General features: G+C 69.0%; 19 protein-coding genes. 14 read left to right on the top strand and 5 right to left on the bottom strand.

Going from position 1 to position 18,173, the window contains the following annotated elements; genetic code table 11:
* The first annotated feature begins 97 nt into the window (after nucleotides 1-97).
* From alr to groL, 8 genes are all read left to right on the top strand, one after another.
* Complete coding sequence (gene alr, locus OK17_RS06605; RefSeq protein WP_461416986.1) at nucleotides 98-1,249, top strand: alanine racemase; 1,152 nt, start codon at nucleotides 98-100, stop codon at nucleotides 1,247-1,249.
* Complete coding sequence (locus OK17_RS06600) at nucleotides 1,246-2,388, top strand: alpha/beta fold hydrolase (RefSeq protein WP_232718043.1); 1,143 nt, start codon at nucleotides 1,246-1,248, stop codon at nucleotides 2,386-2,388. Before alr ends, OK17_RS06600 begins: the two co-directional genes overlap by 4 nt.
* Before the next feature lie 56 nt (nucleotides 2,389-2,444).
* Complete coding sequence (gene tsaE, locus OK17_RS06595; protein ID WP_232718044.1) at nucleotides 2,445-2,963, top strand: tRNA (adenosine(37)-N6)-threonylcarbamoyltransferase complex ATPase subunit type 1 TsaE; 519 nt, start codon at nucleotides 2,445-2,447, stop codon at nucleotides 2,961-2,963.
* Nucleotides 2,960-3,697, top strand: a complete 738-nt coding sequence (gene tsaB, locus OK17_RS06590; protein ID WP_461416985.1) for a tRNA (adenosine(37)-N6)-threonylcarbamoyltransferase complex dimerization subunit type 1 TsaB — start codon at nucleotides 2,960-2,962, stop codon at nucleotides 3,695-3,697. Before tsaE ends, tsaB begins: the two co-directional genes overlap by 4 nt.
* Nucleotides 3,694-4,203, top strand: a complete 510-nt coding sequence (gene rimI / locus OK17_RS06585; RefSeq protein WP_461416984.1) for a ribosomal protein S18-alanine N-acetyltransferase — start codon at nucleotides 3,694-3,696, stop codon at nucleotides 4,201-4,203. The genes tsaB and rimI overlap by 4 nt, the downstream gene beginning before the upstream one ends.
* Nucleotides 4,200-5,246, top strand: coding sequence for a tRNA (adenosine(37)-N6)-threonylcarbamoyltransferase complex transferase subunit TsaD (gene tsaD, locus OK17_RS06580; protein WP_232718047.1), 1,047 nt, complete (start codon nucleotides 4,200-4,202; stop codon nucleotides 5,244-5,246). Before rimI ends, tsaD begins: the two co-directional genes overlap by 4 nt.
* A 212-nt stretch (nucleotides 5,247-5,458) precedes the next feature.
* Nucleotides 5,459-5,758, top strand: coding sequence for a co-chaperone GroES (gene groES, locus OK17_RS06575; protein WP_004019185.1), 300 nt, complete (start codon nucleotides 5,459-5,461; stop codon nucleotides 5,756-5,758).
* Between the two features lie 121 nt (nucleotides 5,759-5,879).
* A complete protein-coding gene (gene groL / locus OK17_RS06570) occupies nucleotides 5,880-7,496 on the top strand; it encodes a chaperonin GroEL (RefSeq protein WP_232718048.1) in 1,617 nt (538 codons plus the stop codon).
* Between the two features lie 118 nt (nucleotides 7,497-7,614).
* On the opposite strand, the gene OK17_RS06565 is transcribed toward groL, so the two are convergent.
* A complete protein-coding gene (locus OK17_RS06565) occupies nucleotides 7,615-7,911 on the bottom strand; it encodes a WhiB family transcriptional regulator (RefSeq protein WP_004019187.1) in 297 nt (98 codons plus the stop codon).
* Nucleotides 7,912-8,328: 417 nt separating this feature from the next.
* Between OK17_RS06565 and OK17_RS06560 the strand changes: the two genes are divergently transcribed.
* The 3 genes from OK17_RS06560 to OK17_RS06550 all read left to right on the top strand — a co-directional run bounded on the left by OK17_RS06560 (nucleotide 8,329) and on the right by OK17_RS06550 (nucleotide 10,942).
* Nucleotides 8,329-9,189, top strand: a complete 861-nt coding sequence (locus OK17_RS06560) for a hypothetical protein (RefSeq protein ID WP_232718049.1) — start codon at nucleotides 8,329-8,331, stop codon at nucleotides 9,187-9,189.
* A gap of 120 nt (nucleotides 9,190-9,309) precedes the next feature.
* Nucleotides 9,310-9,897: a sigma-70 family RNA polymerase sigma factor gene (locus OK17_RS06555; protein WP_232718050.1), complete on the top strand. Its 588-nt coding sequence runs from the start codon at nucleotides 9,310-9,312 to the stop codon at nucleotides 9,895-9,897.
* Nucleotides 9,881-10,942 carry an anti-sigma-D factor RsdA gene (locus OK17_RS06550; protein WP_461416983.1) on the top strand — a complete coding sequence of 354 codons (1,062 nt, stop codon included), beginning with the start codon at nucleotides 9,881-9,883 and terminating at the stop codon, nucleotides 10,940-10,942. The genes OK17_RS06555 and OK17_RS06550 overlap by 17 nt, the downstream gene beginning before the upstream one ends.
* A 91-nt stretch (nucleotides 10,943-11,033) precedes the next feature.
* On the opposite strand, the gene OK17_RS06545 is transcribed toward OK17_RS06550, so the two are convergent.
* On the bottom strand, nucleotides 11,034-11,423 hold the full coding sequence (locus OK17_RS06545) for a DUF5319 domain-containing protein (RefSeq protein ID WP_005195870.1): 390 nt from the start codon (nucleotides 11,421-11,423) through the stop codon (nucleotides 11,034-11,036).
* Between the two features lie 169 nt (nucleotides 11,424-11,592).
* Between OK17_RS06545 and guaB the strand changes: the two genes are divergently transcribed.
* From guaB to OK17_RS06530, 3 genes are all read left to right on the top strand, one after another.
* The gene (guaB, locus tag OK17_RS06540) at nucleotides 11,593-13,104 is read left to right on the top strand and encodes an IMP dehydrogenase (RefSeq protein ID WP_232718053.1); all 1,512 of its coding nucleotides are present in this window, start codon (nucleotides 11,593-11,595) and stop codon (nucleotides 13,102-13,104) included.
* Between the two features lie 83 nt (nucleotides 13,105-13,187).
* Nucleotides 13,188-14,342: a GuaB3 family IMP dehydrogenase-related protein gene (locus OK17_RS06535; protein WP_461416982.1), complete on the top strand. Its 1,155-nt coding sequence runs from the start codon at nucleotides 13,188-13,190 to the stop codon at nucleotides 14,340-14,342.
* 51 nt (nucleotides 14,343-14,393) lie between these two features.
* On the top strand, nucleotides 14,394-16,148 hold the full coding sequence (locus OK17_RS06530; RefSeq protein WP_232718055.1) for a GMC family oxidoreductase N-terminal domain-containing protein: 1,755 nt from the start codon (nucleotides 14,394-14,396) through the stop codon (nucleotides 16,146-16,148).
* A 58-nt stretch (nucleotides 16,149-16,206) separates the two neighbouring features.
* On the opposite strand, the gene OK17_RS06525 is transcribed toward OK17_RS06530, so the two are convergent.
* Genes OK17_RS06525 through OK17_RS06515 form a run of 3 tightly spaced genes read right to left on the bottom strand, consistent with a single transcriptional unit; the run spans nucleotide 16,207 to nucleotide 18,132 of the window.
* Entirely contained in the window at nucleotides 16,207-16,809 is a 603-nt protein-coding gene (locus OK17_RS06525; protein ID WP_461416981.1) for an energy-coupling factor transporter transmembrane component T family protein, read from the bottom strand.
* Nucleotides 16,806-17,480, bottom strand: coding sequence for an energy-coupling factor ABC transporter ATP-binding protein (locus OK17_RS06520; protein ID WP_461416980.1), 675 nt, complete (start codon nucleotides 17,478-17,480; stop codon nucleotides 16,806-16,808). The genes OK17_RS06525 and OK17_RS06520 overlap by 4 nt, the downstream gene beginning before the upstream one ends.
* 25 nt (nucleotides 17,481-17,505) lie before the next feature.
* Nucleotides 17,506-18,132, bottom strand: coding sequence for a biotin transporter BioY (locus tag OK17_RS06515; protein WP_154882784.1), 627 nt, complete (start codon nucleotides 18,130-18,132; stop codon nucleotides 17,506-17,508).
* Between the last annotated feature and the right edge of the window lie 41 nt (nucleotides 18,133-18,173).

The following is an 18,173-nucleotide window of genomic DNA, read 5'->3' as shown; positions in this document are numbered from 1 at the left end:
TGATTACTCATAGACGGTCCGGTGAAACCGCTGGTCACGGTGCTCCGCAGATCGCCGCGCACAAATCGGTGGTGCCGATCTGGGAGAATGGTCGGCGATGACTTCCGCTGCCCTGACCGCGACCGTCGACCTCGGCGCCATCGCGCACAACCTCGACGTCTTGCGTACCGCCTCGAATGCTGCCGTGATGGCGGTCGTGAAGGCCGACGCGTACGGCCACGGCGCCGTACCTGTCGCCAAGGCCGTGCTGGCCGCGGGGGCCGCCGAGCTGGGCGTCGCGCACATCGCCGAGGCCCGCGCACTGCGCGCCGCCGGCCTCGACGCCCCGATCACCGCATGGCTGCACGCCCCGGGTGCGGACTTCGCGGGCGCGGTCGCCGACCACATCGACATCGCCCTGTCCTCGGCCAGGCAGCTCGACGCGGTGGTCGCCGCCGCCCGGGCCGCCGGAGTCACTGCGCGCGTCACGGCCAAGGTCGACACCGGCCTCAACCGCAGCGGGGTCGCCGCCGACGAATGGGACGACTTCGCCGAGAAGATCGCGAAGGCGCACGCCGAGGGCGCGGTCACCGTCCGCGCGGTGATGTGCCACCTCGCCCGCGGCGACGAACCCGAGCATCCGCTCAACAGCGAACAGGCCGCCCGGCTCGACGCCGCGGCCGCCGACCTCGCCCGCCTCGGCGCGGCGCCCGAGATCATGCACATGGCGAACTCGCCTGCGGCACTGACCCGTCCGGACCTGGCGCGCGACATGGTCCGGCCCGGGATCGCCCTCTACGGCCGCACGCCGGTCCCCGAACTCGGTGACTTCGGACTCATCCCGGCCATGACGCTGACGGCTCGGGTCGCGCTGGTGAAGAACGTCGCCGCCGGCACCGGCGTCTCCTACAGCCACACCTGGATCGCACCGCACGACACCGTCGTCGCGGTCGTCCCCGCCGGCTACGCCGACGGGGTGCCGCGACTGCTGTCGGGTCGAATCCGGGTTCGCATCGGCGACCGACTGTTCGACGGCATCGGCCGTATCTGCATGGACCAGTTCGTCATCGACCTCGGACCCGACGGGTCCGGGGTGCGGGAGGGCGACGAGGTCGAACTCTTCGGCACCGGTGCCCGTGGTGGCATCACGGCCAAGGACTGGGCCGACGCCATCGGCACCATCGACTACGAGATCGTCTCCCAGGTCGGCAGCCGTGCGGTTCGACGCTACGTGAACGCGGTCGGCGATGAGGCGGTGGCCGACGAGTGAGCGGGGTGAGTGTGGTGGACGATTCCGAACGCGTCGGGCTGCTGGCCGGGGTGGCCGGTGTCGCCGCACTGGGCGGAATGGCGGCGATCGGTGCGGCGCGCAACCTCGCGCGCAAGAGCGTGGTCGGCAAGACCGACCCGCACGCCGACATCGACCTCACCACGATGTACGACGAGAACGCGCGAACCGTGACCACCGACGACGGCCTCGATCTCGCGGTCCGGACCATCGACCTCGGTGACGTCCCGAACGGCACGCCGCCCGAGCTCACCATCGTCTTCGTGCACGGGTTCAGCCTGCGGCTCGCGAGCTGGCACTTCCAATGCGAACAGCTTGCCGAGGAGTGGGCGGACCGCAACTACCGCTTCGTGTTCTACGACCACCGCGGCCACGGCGAGAGCGATCCCGCGCCGGCGGAGACCTGCACGATCGCGCAGCTCGCCGACGACGCCGCGGCCGTCATCCGCTCGACGGTGACCAGCGGACCCGTTGTGGTGGTGGGACATTCGATGGGCGGCATGACGGTGATGGGTCTGGCGCGCCGACACCCGGCGCTGTTCTCGTCCACCGGACCGGTTGCCGGGGTCGGTCTCGTCGCGACCGCCTCTCGGGGGTTGACCGAAGCGGGCCTCGGTGAGGGCCTCGGCAATCCGGTGGTCGACGCCTTCCGGCTGAGTGTTCGTCGAGCACCGCGCCTGGTCCAGGCCGGCCGCGGATTGACCCGCCAGGCCCTCGAACCGGTGCTCGTCGCGGCCAGCTTCGGTCCGGCGTTCTTCAGTCCGGCGCTCGGTAGCGCCGTGGAGAAGATGATCCAGTCCACGCCGATCGAGACCATCGTGAACTTCCTGCACGCCTTGGAGATCCACGACGAGTCGACGGCTCTGCCGGTGCTGGCGCAAGTGCCCACGACCGTCGTCTGCGGCGACAAGGACCGGCTGACACCCCTGCCGAACTCGGTGCGCATGTTCGCCCAGCTCGGTCCGGACTCCCGTCTCGTGGTGGTCAAGGGCGCCGGACACATGGTCCAGATGGAGGAACCACGATTGGTCAGCGACGCGATCGTCGACCTGGTGGACCGCGCCCGGGTCGCCCTGCCGGCCCCTCGTCGACGCTGGTGGAAGAGGCGGGCGAAGGCATGAGCCCCGAGGGAACGCACCCAGACCGAACACGCACCGACGGAATGCACACCGACGACATGCACACAGGCGACACGCACCCGACGCCGGTCACCGACCGCACCGGGACCCGCGAGTTGCCGGAGGTCGCCGACACCGAGGCGTTCGGCGCCGAACTCGCGACCGTGCTGTCCCCGGGCGACCTGGTGATCCTCGACGGTCCGCTCGGTGCGGGCAAGACCGCTCTGGCGCGTGGGATCGGCGCAGGTCTGGGGATCGAGGGCCGCGTCACGTCGCCGACCTTCATCATCGCGCGCGAGCACCGGCCGGGCCGTCCCGGCGGTCCGGCGATGGTCCACGTCGACGCCTACCGGCTCGGGCTGGCCGGTGACGACGGGGAAGGCGGCCTGGCGCGCGGCGGTCTCGACGAACTCGACGCCCTGGATCTCGACACCGAGCTGACCGACGCGGTCGTCGTGGTCGAATGGGGTGAGGGTGTTGCCGAGCGGCTGGCCCAGCGCTATCTCGTGGTGCGGTTGCGGCGCGACGTCGACACCGATGTGCGACATGTGGAATGGGAGTGGGTGACCGAGGAATGAGTTCCGCGGAACGAGGTCTCGACGCGGCGCGGACGGTGCTCGCGATCGACACCGCGACCGACTCGGTGGTCACCGGGATCGTCGAACTGAACGGCGAGACGGGCTCCGACGTGCGGGTGCTCGCCGAGCGCGTGATCACCGATCACCGCCGGCATGCGGAACTACTCACCACCCTGATCGCCGAATGCCTTGCCGAGTCCGGGATCTCCCGCGATGCGCTGGCCGCGGTGGTCGTCGGATGCGGCCCCGGGCCGTTCACCGGACTCCGTGTGGGCATGGCCACCGGTGCGGCCTTCGCCGACGCACTCGGCATCCCGGCGCACGGCGTGTGTTCGCTGGATGCGCTCGCCCTCGACACGACCCCGCCGGACGGCCGCACCGACCTCCTCGTCGTCACCGACGCCCGGCGCCGAGAGGTGTACTGGGCGTTGTACCGCGACGGTGCGCGGGTGCGCGGACCCGAGGTCACCGCCCCGGCGACGGTCGCCGAGGAGTTGTCCCCGGTCTTCACCGCCGGCGAGGTCGGCGCGGCATCGGGTTCGGCGTCACATCTGGAACTGGTCGGCTGGACGGGAGCGCCACCGCAGGCCACCGTGCCGTCGGCTCGCGGACTCGTCGCGGCGGCCGCCCCCGCGATCATCGCCGGCGAGATCCCCGAACCCCTTGTGCCGCTGTATCTCCGACGCCCCGACGCGGTCGAGCAGAAGGCCCGGAAACTGGGAGCCCCGCGGTGACGGCACCGAATTTGATCATCGACGCACTGACCTACGGCGACATCCCGCAGTGCGCGGCGCTCGAGAAGCAGATGTTCGCCGAGGACTCGCCGTGGCCGGCATCGGCGTTCCGGGCCGAACTGAACGCGCCCTACAACACCTACTTCGCGGCGCGGGAACGTGCGGGCGGGGAGGTCATCGGCTACGCCGGGATCTCCACGCTCGGTCAGCCCGACGCCTCCGAGTGTGAGATCCACACGATCGCAGTCGATCCCGCCCATCGCGGGCGGGGGATCGGCAAGGCCCTGCTCGAGGCGATGCTGACGGTGGCCGACGCCGTCGACGCGCCGGTCTTCCTCGAGGTCCGCACCGACAACGACGTCGCGATCACCCTGTACTCCCGGCACGGCTTCAGCACCGCCGGAATCCGCCGGAACTACTATCAGCCGTCCGGCGCGGATGCCTACACGATGTTGCGGGTCCCGAGCTCGGGGCGGCCGCTCGATCCCGAGGAGGGCCCGGCGTGATCGTCATGGGCATCGAGAGTTCCTGCGACGAGACCGGGGTCGGGATCGTGCGCTGGACGCCGGCCGACGGTGACACCCCCGGTTATGTGACGCTGCTCGCCGACGAGGTCGCCTCTAGCGTCGACGAACACGCCCGCTTCGGCGGTGTCGTCCCCGAGATCGCCTCGCGCGCACACCTCGAGGCCATCGTGCCGACGATGCGTCGCGCCCGTGAGGCCGCCGGCATCGACCGGCCCGACGCCATCGCCGTCACCATCGGTCCCGGGCTCGCCGGTGCGCTGCTGGTCGGTGTCGCCGCGGCCAAGGCCTATGCGCTCGCCTGGGACGTGCCGCTGTACGCGATGAACCACCTCGGCGGCCACGTCGCGGTGGACACCCTCGAGCACGGCCCGATGCCCGAGTGCGTGGCCCTGCTCGTGTCGGGCGGACACACCCATCTGCTGCACGTCACCGATCTCGCCGAGCCGATCGTCGAACTCGGCACCACGGTCGACGACGCGGCGGGGGAGGCCTTCGACAAGGTCGCCCGACTCCTCGACCTCGGTTTCCCCGGTGGTCCGGCCCTCGACCGTGCCGCGCGCGAGGGGGACCCGAAGGCCATCGCGTTCCCCCGTGGGATGACCGGACCGCGCGACGCCCGCAACGACTTCTCGTTCAGCGGTCTCAAGACGGCGGTGGCGCGGTATGTGGAGAAGTGTGTGCGCGACGGGGTGACGGTCCCGGTGGCAGACGTCGCGGCGTCGTTCCAGGAGGCCGTCGCCGACGTGCTCACCATGAAGGCGGTCCGTGCGTGCGGCGATCTGGGGGTCGACACCCTGGTCCTCGGCGGCGGAGCCACCGCCAACTCGCGCATCCGGTCGCTCGCCGAGGAACGCTGCGCGGCCGCCGGGATCACGCTGCGCGTGCCCAAGCCGCGACTCTGCACCGACAACGGGGTCATGATCGCAACCCTGGGTGCACATGTGATCGCCGGAGGGGCGGCGCCGTCGCCGCTCACGGTGGCCTCCGACCCGGCGATGTCGGTGCGCGTGAGTCAGCTCTGAGCCGACTCCGGTGGTCCCCACGTCCCTGAGCTGTGATCGCGGCGAGCGAAACTCCGGCATTTTGCACCCTCCACCCTTGAGTGCTGGCACTCGCACGTATAGAGTGCTAGTCGGCGCTGAGTGAAGCCTCGGACACCCGCGACGACGAGGTTTTGTCCCAGGGCCATGAACGTGCAGATTCTTTCTCAGTACGAAAGTTGAGGACTCACATCGTGGCGAGCGTGAACATCAAGCCGCTTGAGGACAAGATCCTGGTGCAGGCCGTCGAGGCCGAGACGACCACCGCCTCGGGCCTGGTCATCCCGGACTCCGCCAAGGAGAAGCCGCAGGAAGGCACCGTCATCGCCGTCGGCGAGGGTCGGGTCACCGAGCAGGGCAACCGCGTCCCCGTGGACGTCAAGGAAGGTGACACCGTCATCTACAGCAAGTACGGCGGCACCGAGATCAAGTACGCCGGCGAGGAGTACCTGATCCTGTCGGCGCGCGACGTCCTCGCCGTCATCGGCAAGTAGGACTCGGGCCACACAGACCCCGCGAGTCGTCTCGTGACTCGACGCACCGCCCCGGCTCCCCGTGCAGGGGTACCGGGGCGGTGTGCGTTGTGCCGGACGACTCCCGCGAAGAAAGAGATTCATGGCCAAGCAGATTGAATTCAACGAAGTAGCGCGCAAGGCGCTCGAGCGAGGCATCGATCAACTCGCCGACACCGTGAAGGTCACCCTCGGCCCCCGCGGCCGGCACGTGGTGCTCGCCAAGGCCTTCGGCGGCCCGAGCGTCACCAACGACGGCGTCACCATCGCCCGGGACATCGACCTCGAGGATCCTTTCGAGGACCTCGGTGCCCAGCTGGTGAAGTCGGTCGCCACCAAGACCAACGACGTCGCAGGCGACGGCACCACCACCGCAACCGTGCTGGCGCAGGCGATGGTCAAGGCCGGTCTGCGCAACGTCGCCGCCGGTGCCAACCCGATCGCACTCGGTCAGGGCATCAGCAAGGCCGCCGACGCACTGAGCGAGGCCCTCCTGGCCGCGGCGACCCCGGTCGACGGCGAGCAGTCCATCGCCCAGATCGCCACCGTCTCCTCGCGTGACGAGGAGATCGGCCAGATGGTCGGCAAGGCGATGAGCGTGGTCGGTGCCGACGGCGTCGTCACCGTCGAAGAGGGCTCGGGCCTGCAGACCGAACTCGACATCACCGAGGGCGTGCAGTTCGACAAGGGCTTCCTCTCGCCGTACTTCGTCACCGACGTCGACAGCCAGGAAGCGGTCCTCGAGGACGCGCTCGTGCTGCTGTACCGCGACAAGATCAGCTCGCTGCCGGAGTTCCTGCCGCTGCTGGAGAAGGTCGTCGAGGCGGGCAAGTCGCTGCTGATCGTCGCCGAGGACGTCGAGGGCGAGCCACTGTCGACCCTCGTGGTCAACTCCATCCGCAAGACCATCCGCGCCGTCGCGGTGAAGTCGCCCTTCTTCGGTGACCGTCGCAAGGCGTTCATGGAGGATCTGGCGGTCGTCACCGGCGGCACCGTGGTCACCTCGGACGTGGGCCTCTCCCTGTCGACCGTGGGTCTGGAGGTCCTCGGCTCGGCGCGTCGTGTCGTCGTCACCAAGGACGCCACCACGATCGTCGAGGGTGCGGGCACCAAGGAGGCCATCGCCGGTCGCGCCGCGCAGCTGCGTCGCGAGATCGAGGAGTCGGACTCCGACTGGGACAAGGAGAAGCTCGCCGAGCGTCTGGCCAAGCTGGCCGGCGGCGTCGCCGTCATCCGCGTCGGTGCGGCCACCGAGACCTCGCTCAAGGAGCGCAAGCACCGCGTCGAGGACGCCGTCGCCGCGGCCAAGGCCGCGGTCGAGGAAGGCATCATCCCCGGCGGCGGTTCGGCCATCGTCCAGGCATCGAAGGTGCTCGACGAGCTCGCCGCCTCGCTCACCGACGACGAGGCGCTCGGCGTCCGCGTGGTCCGGGACGCCGCCAAGGCCCCGCTGTACTGGATCGCCTCCAACGCAGGTCTCGACGGTGCCGTGGTGGTCTCCAAGGTCGCCGACCTCGGCAAGAACGAGGGCTTCAACGCCGCGAGCCTCACCTACGGTGACCTCGTCGGCGAGGGCATCATCGACCCGGTGAAGGTGACCCGTTCCGCGGTCGTCAACGCCGCGTCGGTCGCCCGGATGGTGCTCACCACCGAGACCGCGATCGTCGATCAGCCCGCGGAGGAGCCGGCCGGCCACGCCGGACACGGTCACGCCCACTGATCTGAGCGCGTCGCTTCGGTAGACACAACACAGGAGCCGGGCATCCTCTGCGGATGCCCGGCTCCTGCGTCGTTCGCGGTGTGCCGAGGTGGCCCTATCGCCGGCGGCTACGGACGGCTCAGCTCGCCATGCGGCGGCCCACGCCGCGCTTCATCAGGATGCTGCGCTCGGACTCGGAGAGCCCGCCCCAGATACCGTAGGGCTCGGCCACGGCGAGTGCGTGCTCGCGGCACTGCGCGATGACGGGGCACTGGTGGCACATCTCCTTGGCCCGGCGCTCACGCTGGGCGCGCGCACGGCCGCGTTCACCGTCAGGATGGAAGAACATCGCAGAGTCGACGCCGCGGCAGAGGCCGGACATCTGCCAGTCCCAGATGTCTGCATTGGGGCCGGGAAGATGGTTGGGCTGAGGCATGGCAGCTGCTCCTTGTCTAGGGCCGCACCGAGGTGCGCGGTGGAGAAACGTCGATTTCCTGCAACGCTGTGGCTCACATTAAGCGGGCCTGAGAAATGGCGTCAATACCGCCGGAATCGGCCATCCGCCGGGTGAAAGTCTCGGAAATGTTAACGGCGCGTTAGATGAACCGAAGGTGCTAGCACAATGCCTGACAGCGGTCGCCATGCCCTCTGACCGGACGAAAGGAATGGTCGATGACCTGCAATGATCGATCGAATCGTCATTCGTTCGAAGGGCGCGTGCGCGCCGACCGGCAAACGACGACCATGTCAACGGTTAACACCGAGGAAATCTTCTTCTTATCCGCCGGTGATCTGGTCTCAGGATTAACGTTGGGAATCGTTCGTTAAATTCATGCAAACCAAAAGGGCTGTAGTGATCAAGACCACTTCACCGGGCCTCGACACGGCCTCTGAACTGCGCTGGAAGGCTGCAGTCGAGGCGGGAGGCCGTGGTGAGTACGCCGCGGCGCTCACCGATCTGGCGCGATTGGGCGTGGACGTGAGGTCCGCGCACGGGTCGATGCCGCGCGAACCGGAGGCTGCGGCACTGCTGTCACTGTGCCGCAGCACGACGGCCTCCCTGTTGCGGCAGGGCGGGCGCCACGATCTTGCGCAGGGGCTCGACGGTCTGGCATACGCGACGGTCGCGAAGGTGGGTCCGGCACGGAGCATCGATCCGGGCGTCGACCCGGTACGCGCGGCGCGGGCCGACGCCCTCATCGGACTCGCGGCGGACAACCTCGGTCTCTTCCGTTTCGGAGTATCGGGGCGGTTGCTCGAACGCGCGCGGGAGCTGCTGTCCTCGGAGGGCCGGGCCTCGTCAGGCCGTGTGGACTGGCTCACACACGGACGGTGCCGACTGCGCTGGGAGTGGGTCAGTGCCGAACTCGGCCTCTACTCCGGAGACGCCGCAGCGGGGCTGTCCCACGCGGAGGCCGGCACCGCGCTCGTCCGGCACCTGTCCGGCGACTCCGGTGTGCCGGCGCGACACCGCGTCAAGACCTCACTCATCCACGCGGCGGCGCTCGCCGGTGTGGGGGAGATCGAGGTGTCGACCGCCCGGGCCCGCGAGGTCGTCGTCGACGCAGGTGAACGCGGTCTGCTGCCCCTGGAGTGGGCGGGACTGAGCCTCCTGACCGGCATCGGTGCGGCGTCGGCCTCCGAGGAGAAGAGGTACCGGGACCTTCGCGCCACGCTGATCGGCAAGGGCATGGCACTGAAGCCCGAGGGCTGATGGCTAAGGTGTTTGAGGGTCTGCCTCGGCGTTGACGTGACGTCCAGGGGTGTCGGGGCCCGTAACAGGACCGGCTCACAAGCGGTCAACCGATCTGTAACACGGGGATTCCTACACGCGATGAAGTTGACAGGTGGTGAGTTGGACGACGCCGTCCGGGCCGCGGGCCAGGGCGATCGTTCAGCTCTCACATCAGTCCTCGAAAGCGTGCAGGAACCGATCCTGCGCTATTGCCGAGGACGAATCGGAATCGGAGAACGCCATCTGTTCTCCGCAGATGACATCGCGCAGGAGGCCTTGATGGCGGTGATGACCGCGCTGCCCCGTTATCGGGACCAGGGCAAGCCGTTCATGGCCTTCGTCTATGGCATCACCTCACACAAGGTCGCCGACGCCATGCGGGTCGCCGCCCGGGTCAAGTCCGATCCGGTGGAGGACGTGCCCGAGGTCGGACACGTCACCGGCGGGCCGGAACAGTTCGCCCTCGACGCCGACGGCAACAGGCGGATGCGCGCCCTACTCGACATACTTCCGGAGAAACAGCGCGAGGTGCTGGTACTCCGGCTCGTCGTCGGCATGTCAGCCGAGGAGACGGCCCAGATGATCGGAAGCACCGCAGGAGCGGTTCGCGTCGCCCAGCACCGGGCGTTGGCGAAGTTGAAGGACGAGTTGAAACGGACAGGAGGTCACGATGAGCGAAGGATCTGACTGGCGCCATCGTCGCTCCGTCCACGGGCGTGAGCAGCTCAGCCGTCCCGGTCAGCCGCCGGCCCACGGTCGAGGTTCCGGCCCGAGCGGCCCGTCCACCGGTGGCCCCGCGTCCGCCGGCGACGACCTCGAGCACGACCTGAGCGCGCCCGGCGGGGAATCGCTGGACCTCTCCGAGGTCGGCTTCGACGAGAACTTCCTCGAGGCGCTCGCCCACGACGCCCCCGTCCCCACGCGCGACGACACGGAATACGAACTCGCAGAACTTCTCTCGGGCTGGCGCAACGAGGTCGTGTCGACCCCGGTGCCGGAGCTCGTCTCCGTCGACGACGTCGAGCGGGCCATCGAGAGCACCGAACGCGCGAGTCGTGGCCGCCGTATGGTGCGGCACCTCCGCGTCGTGTCCGGCGCGGCCGCGATCGTCATCGTCGCGGCAGCCGGCCTCACCGTCATGTCCGAGGGCTCGCAGCCGGGTGACCCGCTGTGGGGCGTCAAGCAGGTCGTGTTCGCCGAGGCCGCTTCCGAGACCAAGGCAGCCCACGATGTGCGCGGCAACCTCGAGCGCGCCGAGGCCGCCATCGCCGCCGGCGACACCGCCGCGGCCGCGAGCTTCATCGCCAAGGCCCAGGACAGCATGGGGCCGATGCGTGACAAGGACACCCGCGAGGAGATGTCGGACTGGATGAACCGGCTCCGTGCCGGGGCCGGTCTGCCGTCCACCCGGGAGGCGACGTCGTCGGCTGATCGGTCGGAGCCCGCGGTGACCGAGTCGGGTGAGCCGACCACCAAGCCGGATGTACGTAAGCGGTCCGAGCGGCCGTCGCCCTCCGACATCTCCGTGACCACCACGCCCACGACCGAGGTGCCCGCCCCGGTCGAGGAGCCCGGTCAAAGCGAGCCGACTGTCCCGTCGAGCCCGCCCAGCGAGCCGACCGAGGAGGTGCCGTCGACGAGTTCGTCGATGACGCGGACCCCGGCCGACTTCCCCGCGTTCCCGTGGACACCGCCGCCCGGCGTCGACGCCTCCGAGGGGCATCCCCGCTAGCCCGCACCAACTCCACAGACGACTGCGCCCGTACCGAGATCGGTACGGGCGCAGTCGTATGAGTGGGAGAGGCGGTCCGGACCGCCCCGGGTCAGCGGCCTTCGTCGTAGTGGTTGCGGGCGTCGGCGTAGCCGCGGCAATAGTCCCAGGTGACGTAGGCGTCGGGGCGCGGGTCGACGGCCGGCTCGTGCGGCCGGACGGTGCCGTCGATGAGGAGTTGGATCAGGTTCGCGCGGAGCATGTCCCAGTCGTGGTAATGGTCCTCGTGGCAGTCGTCGCAGACGACGACGAGGCCCCGGACGCCGCGATGGGCGAGCAATGCCTCGTAGACGGCGAGGTCGGCCAGGTCCTCTTCGACCGCCAGCCGCTCGTTCTCGTCCAACGGGATGCCCGGCTCGACGCTGTCCAATGCGGAAGCGGGGTCGCTCGGGTCGTCGGCGAACGGATCCGGCGGGAGGCCGGGTGGGAGGTGGTCACGCACACCACCACCGTAGCGGATTCCCGGCCTGTCTCGCCGCAGGCCTTCGAAGGTATTCAGGCGATATACGGCGGGCGTGGAGGAGGCGGGAACACAGCCCCCGGATACGGTCGTCGGTACCGGAGTGCACGTGTGACGATCGCCGCATCGGGCGAGTCGATACGATGGACCGATGACGCATGTTCGCACCGGTGGAGACGATCCCGGCAAGGTCGCAATGCTCGGCCTGACCTTCGACGACGTCCTGTTGCTGCCCTCGGCCTCGGACGTGATCCCCAGTGAGGTCGACACCTCCTCGCGGGTCACCAAGAACGTGACCCTGCGCGTGCCGCTGGTGAGCTCGGCGATGGACACCGTCACCGAGTCTCGCATGGCCATCGCGATGGCGCGCGCCGGCGGTATGGGCGTGCTGCACCGCAACCTCTCCATCGAGGCACAGGCGGCCCAGGTCGAGACCGTCAAGCGGTCCGAGGCCGGTATGGTGACCGACCCGGTCACCTGTTCGCCGACCCACACCCTCGCCGAGGTCGACGCGATGTGTGCGCGGTACCGCATCTCCGGCCTGCCCGTCGTCGACGACAAGGGCGAGCTGATCGGCATCATCACCAACCGCGACATGCGCTTCGAGGTCGACCAGAACCGGCCGGTCGCCGAGGTCATGACCAAGGCCCCGCTCATCACCGCGCAGGAGGGTGTCTCCGCCGAGGCCGCCCTCGGGCTGCTGCGTCGCAACAAGATCGAGAAGCTGCCGATCGTCGACGGCAACGGTCGCCTCACCGGTCTGATCACCGTCAAGGACTTCGTCAAGACCGAACAGCACCCGAACGCCACCAAGGACTCCGACGGCCGTCTGCTCGTCGGTGCGGCCGTGGGTACCGGCGGACCCCAGTGGGACCGCGCGATGGCGCTGACCGATGCCGGCGTCGACGTGATCATCGTCGACACCGCCCACGCACACAACCGCCTCGTGCTCGACATGGTCGCCAAGCTCAAGGCCGAGGTCGGCGACCGCGTCGACGTGGTCGGCGGCAACGTCGCCACCCGTGAGGCCGCACAGGCCCTCATCGACGCCGGTGCCGATGCGGTGAAGGTCGGCGTCGGACCGGGCTCCATCTGCACCACCCGCGTCGTGGCCGGCGTCGGCGCACCGCAGATCACCGCGATCCTCGAGGCCGTCGCCGTCTGTCAGAAGGCCGACATCCCGGTCATCGCCGACGGCGGTCTGCAGTACTCGGGCGACATCGCCAAGGCCCTCGCGGCCGGCGCGTCGACCGCGATGCTCGGTTCGCTGCTCGCCGGCACCGCCGAGGCGCCCGGCGAGCTCGTGCTCGTCAACGGCAAGCAGTTCAAGAGCTACCGCGGCATGGGTTCGCTCGGCGCGATGCAGGGACGCGGCCAGGCCAAGTCGTACTCCAAGGACCGCTACTTCCAGGACGACGTCCTCAAGGAAGAGAAGCTGGTCCCCGAGGGTATCGAGGGTCGGGTGCCGTTCCGCGGGCCGCTGTCCCAGGTGATCCACCAGCTCGTGGGTGGCCTGCGCGCCGCGATGGGTTACACCGGGTCGTCGTCGATCACCGATCTCCAGACGGCGCGGTTCGTCCAGATCACCGCGGCCGGGCTCAAGGAGTCGCATCCGCACGACATCACCCTGACGACCGAGGCACCCAACTACTATTCCCGCTGACATCCCCCTGGTGTCCCCGGTCCGTTCGGGCCGGGGACACCGTAGGGTCGATGTGCAGCTGAACTCCCCAGAAAGGCGCACTGGTGCGTGACCTCGTCGAAATCGGCATGGGCCGGACGGCCCGACGGACCTACGAACTGGACGACATCAGCATCGTCCCGTCCCGTCGGACCCGTTCCTCCAAGGACGTCTCCACCGCGTGGCAGATCGATGCCTACCGGTTCGAGTCGCCGATCCTGAGCCACCCGACCGACGCGCTGGTGTCGCCGTCGGTGGCCATCGAGCTCGGCAAGCTCGGTGCGCTCGGCGTCATCAACGGCGAGGGACTGTGGGCACGCCATCGCGACGTCGACGCCAAACTCGAGGAGCTGGCCGCCATCGCCGCCGGCGATCCCGATCCCTATGCCGCCGTGCGACATCTGCAGAAACTGCACGCCGCACCCCTCGACAGCGGACTGCTCGCCGAGGCCGTGGCGCAGGTGCGCGACGCCGGCGTGACCACCGCGGTCCGCGTCAGCCCGCAGCACGCACCCGAGCTGACCCCGGCACTGCTCAAGGCCGGTGTCGAGCTGCTCGTCGTGCACGGCACGATCATCTCCGCCGAGCACGTCGCCCAGGTCGACGGCGAGGGTGCCCGCGAGCCGCTGAACCTCAAGACCTTCATCGCCGATCTCGACATCCCGGTGATCGCCGGCGGCGTGCACGACCACCGCACGGCGCTGCACCTGATGCGTACCGGTGCGGCCGGCGTGATCGTCGGTTACGGCTCGGCCGCGGGTGCGACCACCACCGGTGAGGTGCTGGGCATCGGCGTGCCGATGGCCACCGCCATCGCCGATGCGGCCGCCGCCCGCCGCGACTACCTCGACGAGACCGGCGGACGCTACGTCCACGTCATCGCCGACGGCGACATCCACAACTCCGGCGATCTGGTCAAGGCCATCGCCTGCGGTGCCGACGCGGCCGTGCTCGGCACGCCGCTCGCCGCCTCGGCATCGGCTCCCGGCGGTGGTTGGTACTGGCCGTCGGCCGCTGCCCACCCCGACACCCCGCGCGGTGCGCTCCTGCAGGTCGCCGGCAATGCCGACCGTCCCAGCCTCGAGCGTGTCCTCAACGGTCCGTCCGACGACCCGTTCGGCGAGCTGAACCTCGTCGGCGCCCTGCGTCGCGCGATGGCCAAGGCCGGGTACTGCGACCTCAAGGAGTTCCAGCGGGTGGGGCTGTCCGTCCGCGCGTAGTTAGGGTGACCTGGGTCATCCCATGTGACAACGACCATTAGCATGGTCTGCATGGGTGTGAAGAAGCGATCCGACAGCTCTACGGATTTCGACGTCCTCATCGTCGGCTCCGGTTTCGGCGGCAGCGTGAGCGCGCTGCGCCTCGTGGAGAAGGGCTACCGCGTCGGCGTCATCGAGGCGGGTCGCCGCTTCGACGACGACGAGTTCGCGAAGACCAGCTGGCGTCTCAACCGCTGGCTGTGGGCCCCGAAGCTGGGCCTGTACGGAATCCAGCGCATCCACGCTCTCAAGGACGTGATGATCCTGGCCGGTGCGGGTGTGGGCGGCGGTTCGCTGAACTACGCGAACACGCTGTACAAGCCGCCGACGCCGTTCTTCACCGACCCCCAGTGGAACCACATCACCGACTGGGAGGACGAGCTCACGCCGTACTACGACCAGGCACGGCGGATGCTCGGTGTGGTCAAGAACCCGACCATCACCTCCTCGGACCGGATCGTCGCCGAGGTGGCGGAGGAGATGGGCGTCGGCCACACCGTGACCGCCACGCCCGTCGGCGTGTTCTTCGGTGCGAAGACCGGATTCGCCGGCGCACCCGGCGAGACGGTGCCCGACCCGTACTTCGGCGGCGCGGGACCCGATCGCACCGCGTGCACCGAGTGCGGTGCCTGCATGACCGGCTGTCGCGTCGGCGCCAAGAACACGCTGCTGAAGAACTATCTCGGACTCGCAGAACGCAACGGCGCCACCATCATCGACCGGACGACGGTCGACTCGCTCGTCCAGCGCGCCGACGGCTCGTGGGAGGTCGGGACGCACCACTCGTCGTCGTGGGGGCCGCTGGGACAACGCAAGCGCACCTACACCGCCGGACAGGTGATCCTCGCCGCCGGAACATTCAACACCCAGCGTCTGCTGCACCACGCGAAGTATTCGACGCTGCCGCAGATCTCGGATGCGATGGGGCAACTGACGCGCACGAATTCGGAGTCGATCCTGGGCGCGATGGGGTCGCGGATCGATCCGGAGAACGACTACTCGCGCGGCGTCGCGATCACCTCGTCGTTCTATCCGGAGCCGAACACCCACATCGAGCCGGTGCGATACGGCAAGGGCTCCAACGCGATCGCGTATCTGCAGACGTTGCTCACCGACGGTGGCACGCGTCGCAACCGGTTCGGTCAGTTCCTCAAGCAGGTCGCGAAGAACCCGTTCCTCCTGGTTCGGCTGCTCGTCGTGAAGCAGTGGAGCGAGCGCACGGTGATCGCACTGGTCATGCAGAACAACAACAACTCGCTCACGACCTTCGTGCGCAAGCGGGGTCCGCTGCGCTATGTCACCAGCAAGCAGGGGCACGGCGAACCGAATCCGACGTGGATCCCCAAGGGCAACGAGGCGACCCGCCGGATCGCCGCCAAGATGAACAGCGGTATCGCCGGCGGCACCTGGGGCGACATCTTCAACATGCCGCTGACCGCCCACTACCTCGGCGGCTGTGCCATCTCCGACGACCCGTCGACCGGCGTCATCGACCCCTACCAGCGCGTGTGGAACTACCCGACGCTACACATCACCGACGGTGCATCGATCTCGGCGAACCTCGGTGTGAACCCGTCGCTGACGATCTGCGCCCAGGCCGAGCGTGCGATCGCGTTGTGGCCGAACAAGGGTGAGGACGACCGCCGACCGTCGCAAGGGGAGGGCTACCAGCGCATCGATCCCGTGGTGCCCGCCGCTCCGGTGGTCCCGGCGGACGCTCCCGGCGCGCTGCGCCTGCCGATCACGCCGGTCAACCGGCCTGCCTGACGGGATTTCGTAGAAGAAATGCGGACATAGCGCGCATTTCTTCTACGGATCGCGGGGGTCAGTCGAGGCCGCGGGCGGTGAGGGTGTCGGCGAATCCGTCGGCAGTGCGCAACGCGGCCAGCACCACCGGCGCGACGAGGATGCGGGGTCCGGGTCGGAGCCCGCGGGCCTTGCGCGCCTCGTCGACCTCGCGCACCACCTCGACCATCAGCGGGATCGCACGGATGGTCAGCGCCAACGCGATGGCGATGAGGTCGGTGCGGACGCCCACGTGGCGCAGGGGGCTCAGACCGCGGACGATCGCGTCGAGCATGTCGGTGGTGCGGGTCGTCAGCGTGACGACCGTGGCGAGCGCGACCGACAACGCCAGCAACCCGCAGATCACCACGGCGCGCCGCCAGTCGGTGAAGATCACCTGGAAAACGAAGATGAACAACAACATCCAGAGCAGGGGTCGCAGCTGCTTCCAGGCCTCACGGGGACCGATCCCGGCGAGCGCGAAGGTCGCCGCGACCGCGAGCGCCGCGATCCCCAGCGTGGGCAGCGTGCGGACGGTCAGCGACATCACGAGGATCGCCATGGCCATCGCGACGAACTTGACCCCCGGCGAGAGCCGGTGCAGCAGGGTGTTCCCGGGACGGTAGACGCCGAGGACGTTCACGACATCAGTGTGCGGTAGTAGGCGAGCGCCGGCGCGGGCTCGTCGTCGGCGACCACCCGGCCGTCGTCGATCACGATGACGCGGTCGAATCCGTCGAGGATGTCGAGATCGTGACTGACGACGATGAGTTGCTCGTCGAGCGTCGCGAAGACGTCGGTGAGCATGCGGGTGTTGCGGAGGTCGAGAAGCGTCGTCGGCTCGTCGGCGACGATGATCGCCGGGTCGGTCACGAAGATCGACGCCAGCGCGAGGAGTTGCTTCTGCCCGCCGGACAACCGTTGCGCGGGATGGTCGGCGTGCGCGCCCAGCCCGAACCGGTCGAGCACCTCGAGGGCCCGGGCCGCGCGCTGCTTCTTGTCGAGGTCGGTGCGCCGCAACGACAGTTCGATGTCCTCGATGACCGTCGGCATGATGATCTGCCGGTCGGGGTCGGAGAAGATGAACCCGACGCGGCGTCGGACCTCACGTTTGTTGCGGGAGACGTCGAGGCCGTCGACGGTCACCGTGCCCGACCCGGGCACGACGAGCGCATTGATCATCCGCGCCAGCGTCGACTTCCCGCTGCCGTTCGCCCCGACGATGCCGATCCGGTTCTCGGTCAGATCCAACGAGACATCGCGCAGCACGACCCGGTCGTCGTAGGCATGCGAGACGTTCGTGAACTCGATCATCGGAGCGGGGCGATCGCGGAGCGGCTCAGCTGCCGGCGGCGGTGCGCCGGGACAGTCGGAGCGGCTCGATGAGGCCGGGGCGACCGCGATGGATCTGTGCGGCGACCAGCGCGGCGACGACGACCTTGAGAACGTCGCCGATGATGAACGGTCCGTTCGACGTGATCGCCGCCCACACCGTCAGGTCGGTGCGCAGGACCAGTCCGAGCACACCGAAGAGGTAGAGGACGAACATCCCGCCCAGTGCGTTGATCCCGATGCCCCAGAGCACGCGGTAGCGCGGCTTGTCGCCGACGGACATCATCGCCGCGGTGAGCACGCCGATCACGATGACCGCGGGCAGGAAGCCGACGAAGTAACCGGCGGTCGGCGAGGCCAGCGCGGTCAGGCCGCTGCGTCCGCCCGACAGGATCGGTAGTCCGGCGATGGCCAGCACCATGAAGATGACGACCGCGAGGGTGCCCTTCTTGGGCCCCAGGACGGCTCCCGCCAGGATCACACCCAGGGTCTGGAACGTGATCGGCACGCCGCTGGTGCCGATGTTGATGGTCCCGGGCAGGCCGAGCGCGGCGATCAACGCGGCGAAAACGGCGGCCTGGGTGAGATCGCCGATGCTCAGCGACCATGCGGAGGTGCGGGGAGATGCAGTCATGTCGGTGTCGAAGTATTTCACGTCGTGGTCGACCACTAGAC

Source organism: Gordonia sp. GN26 (assembly GCF_054823965.1).
This window is presented reverse-complemented; position numbering and strand designations above follow the sequence as displayed.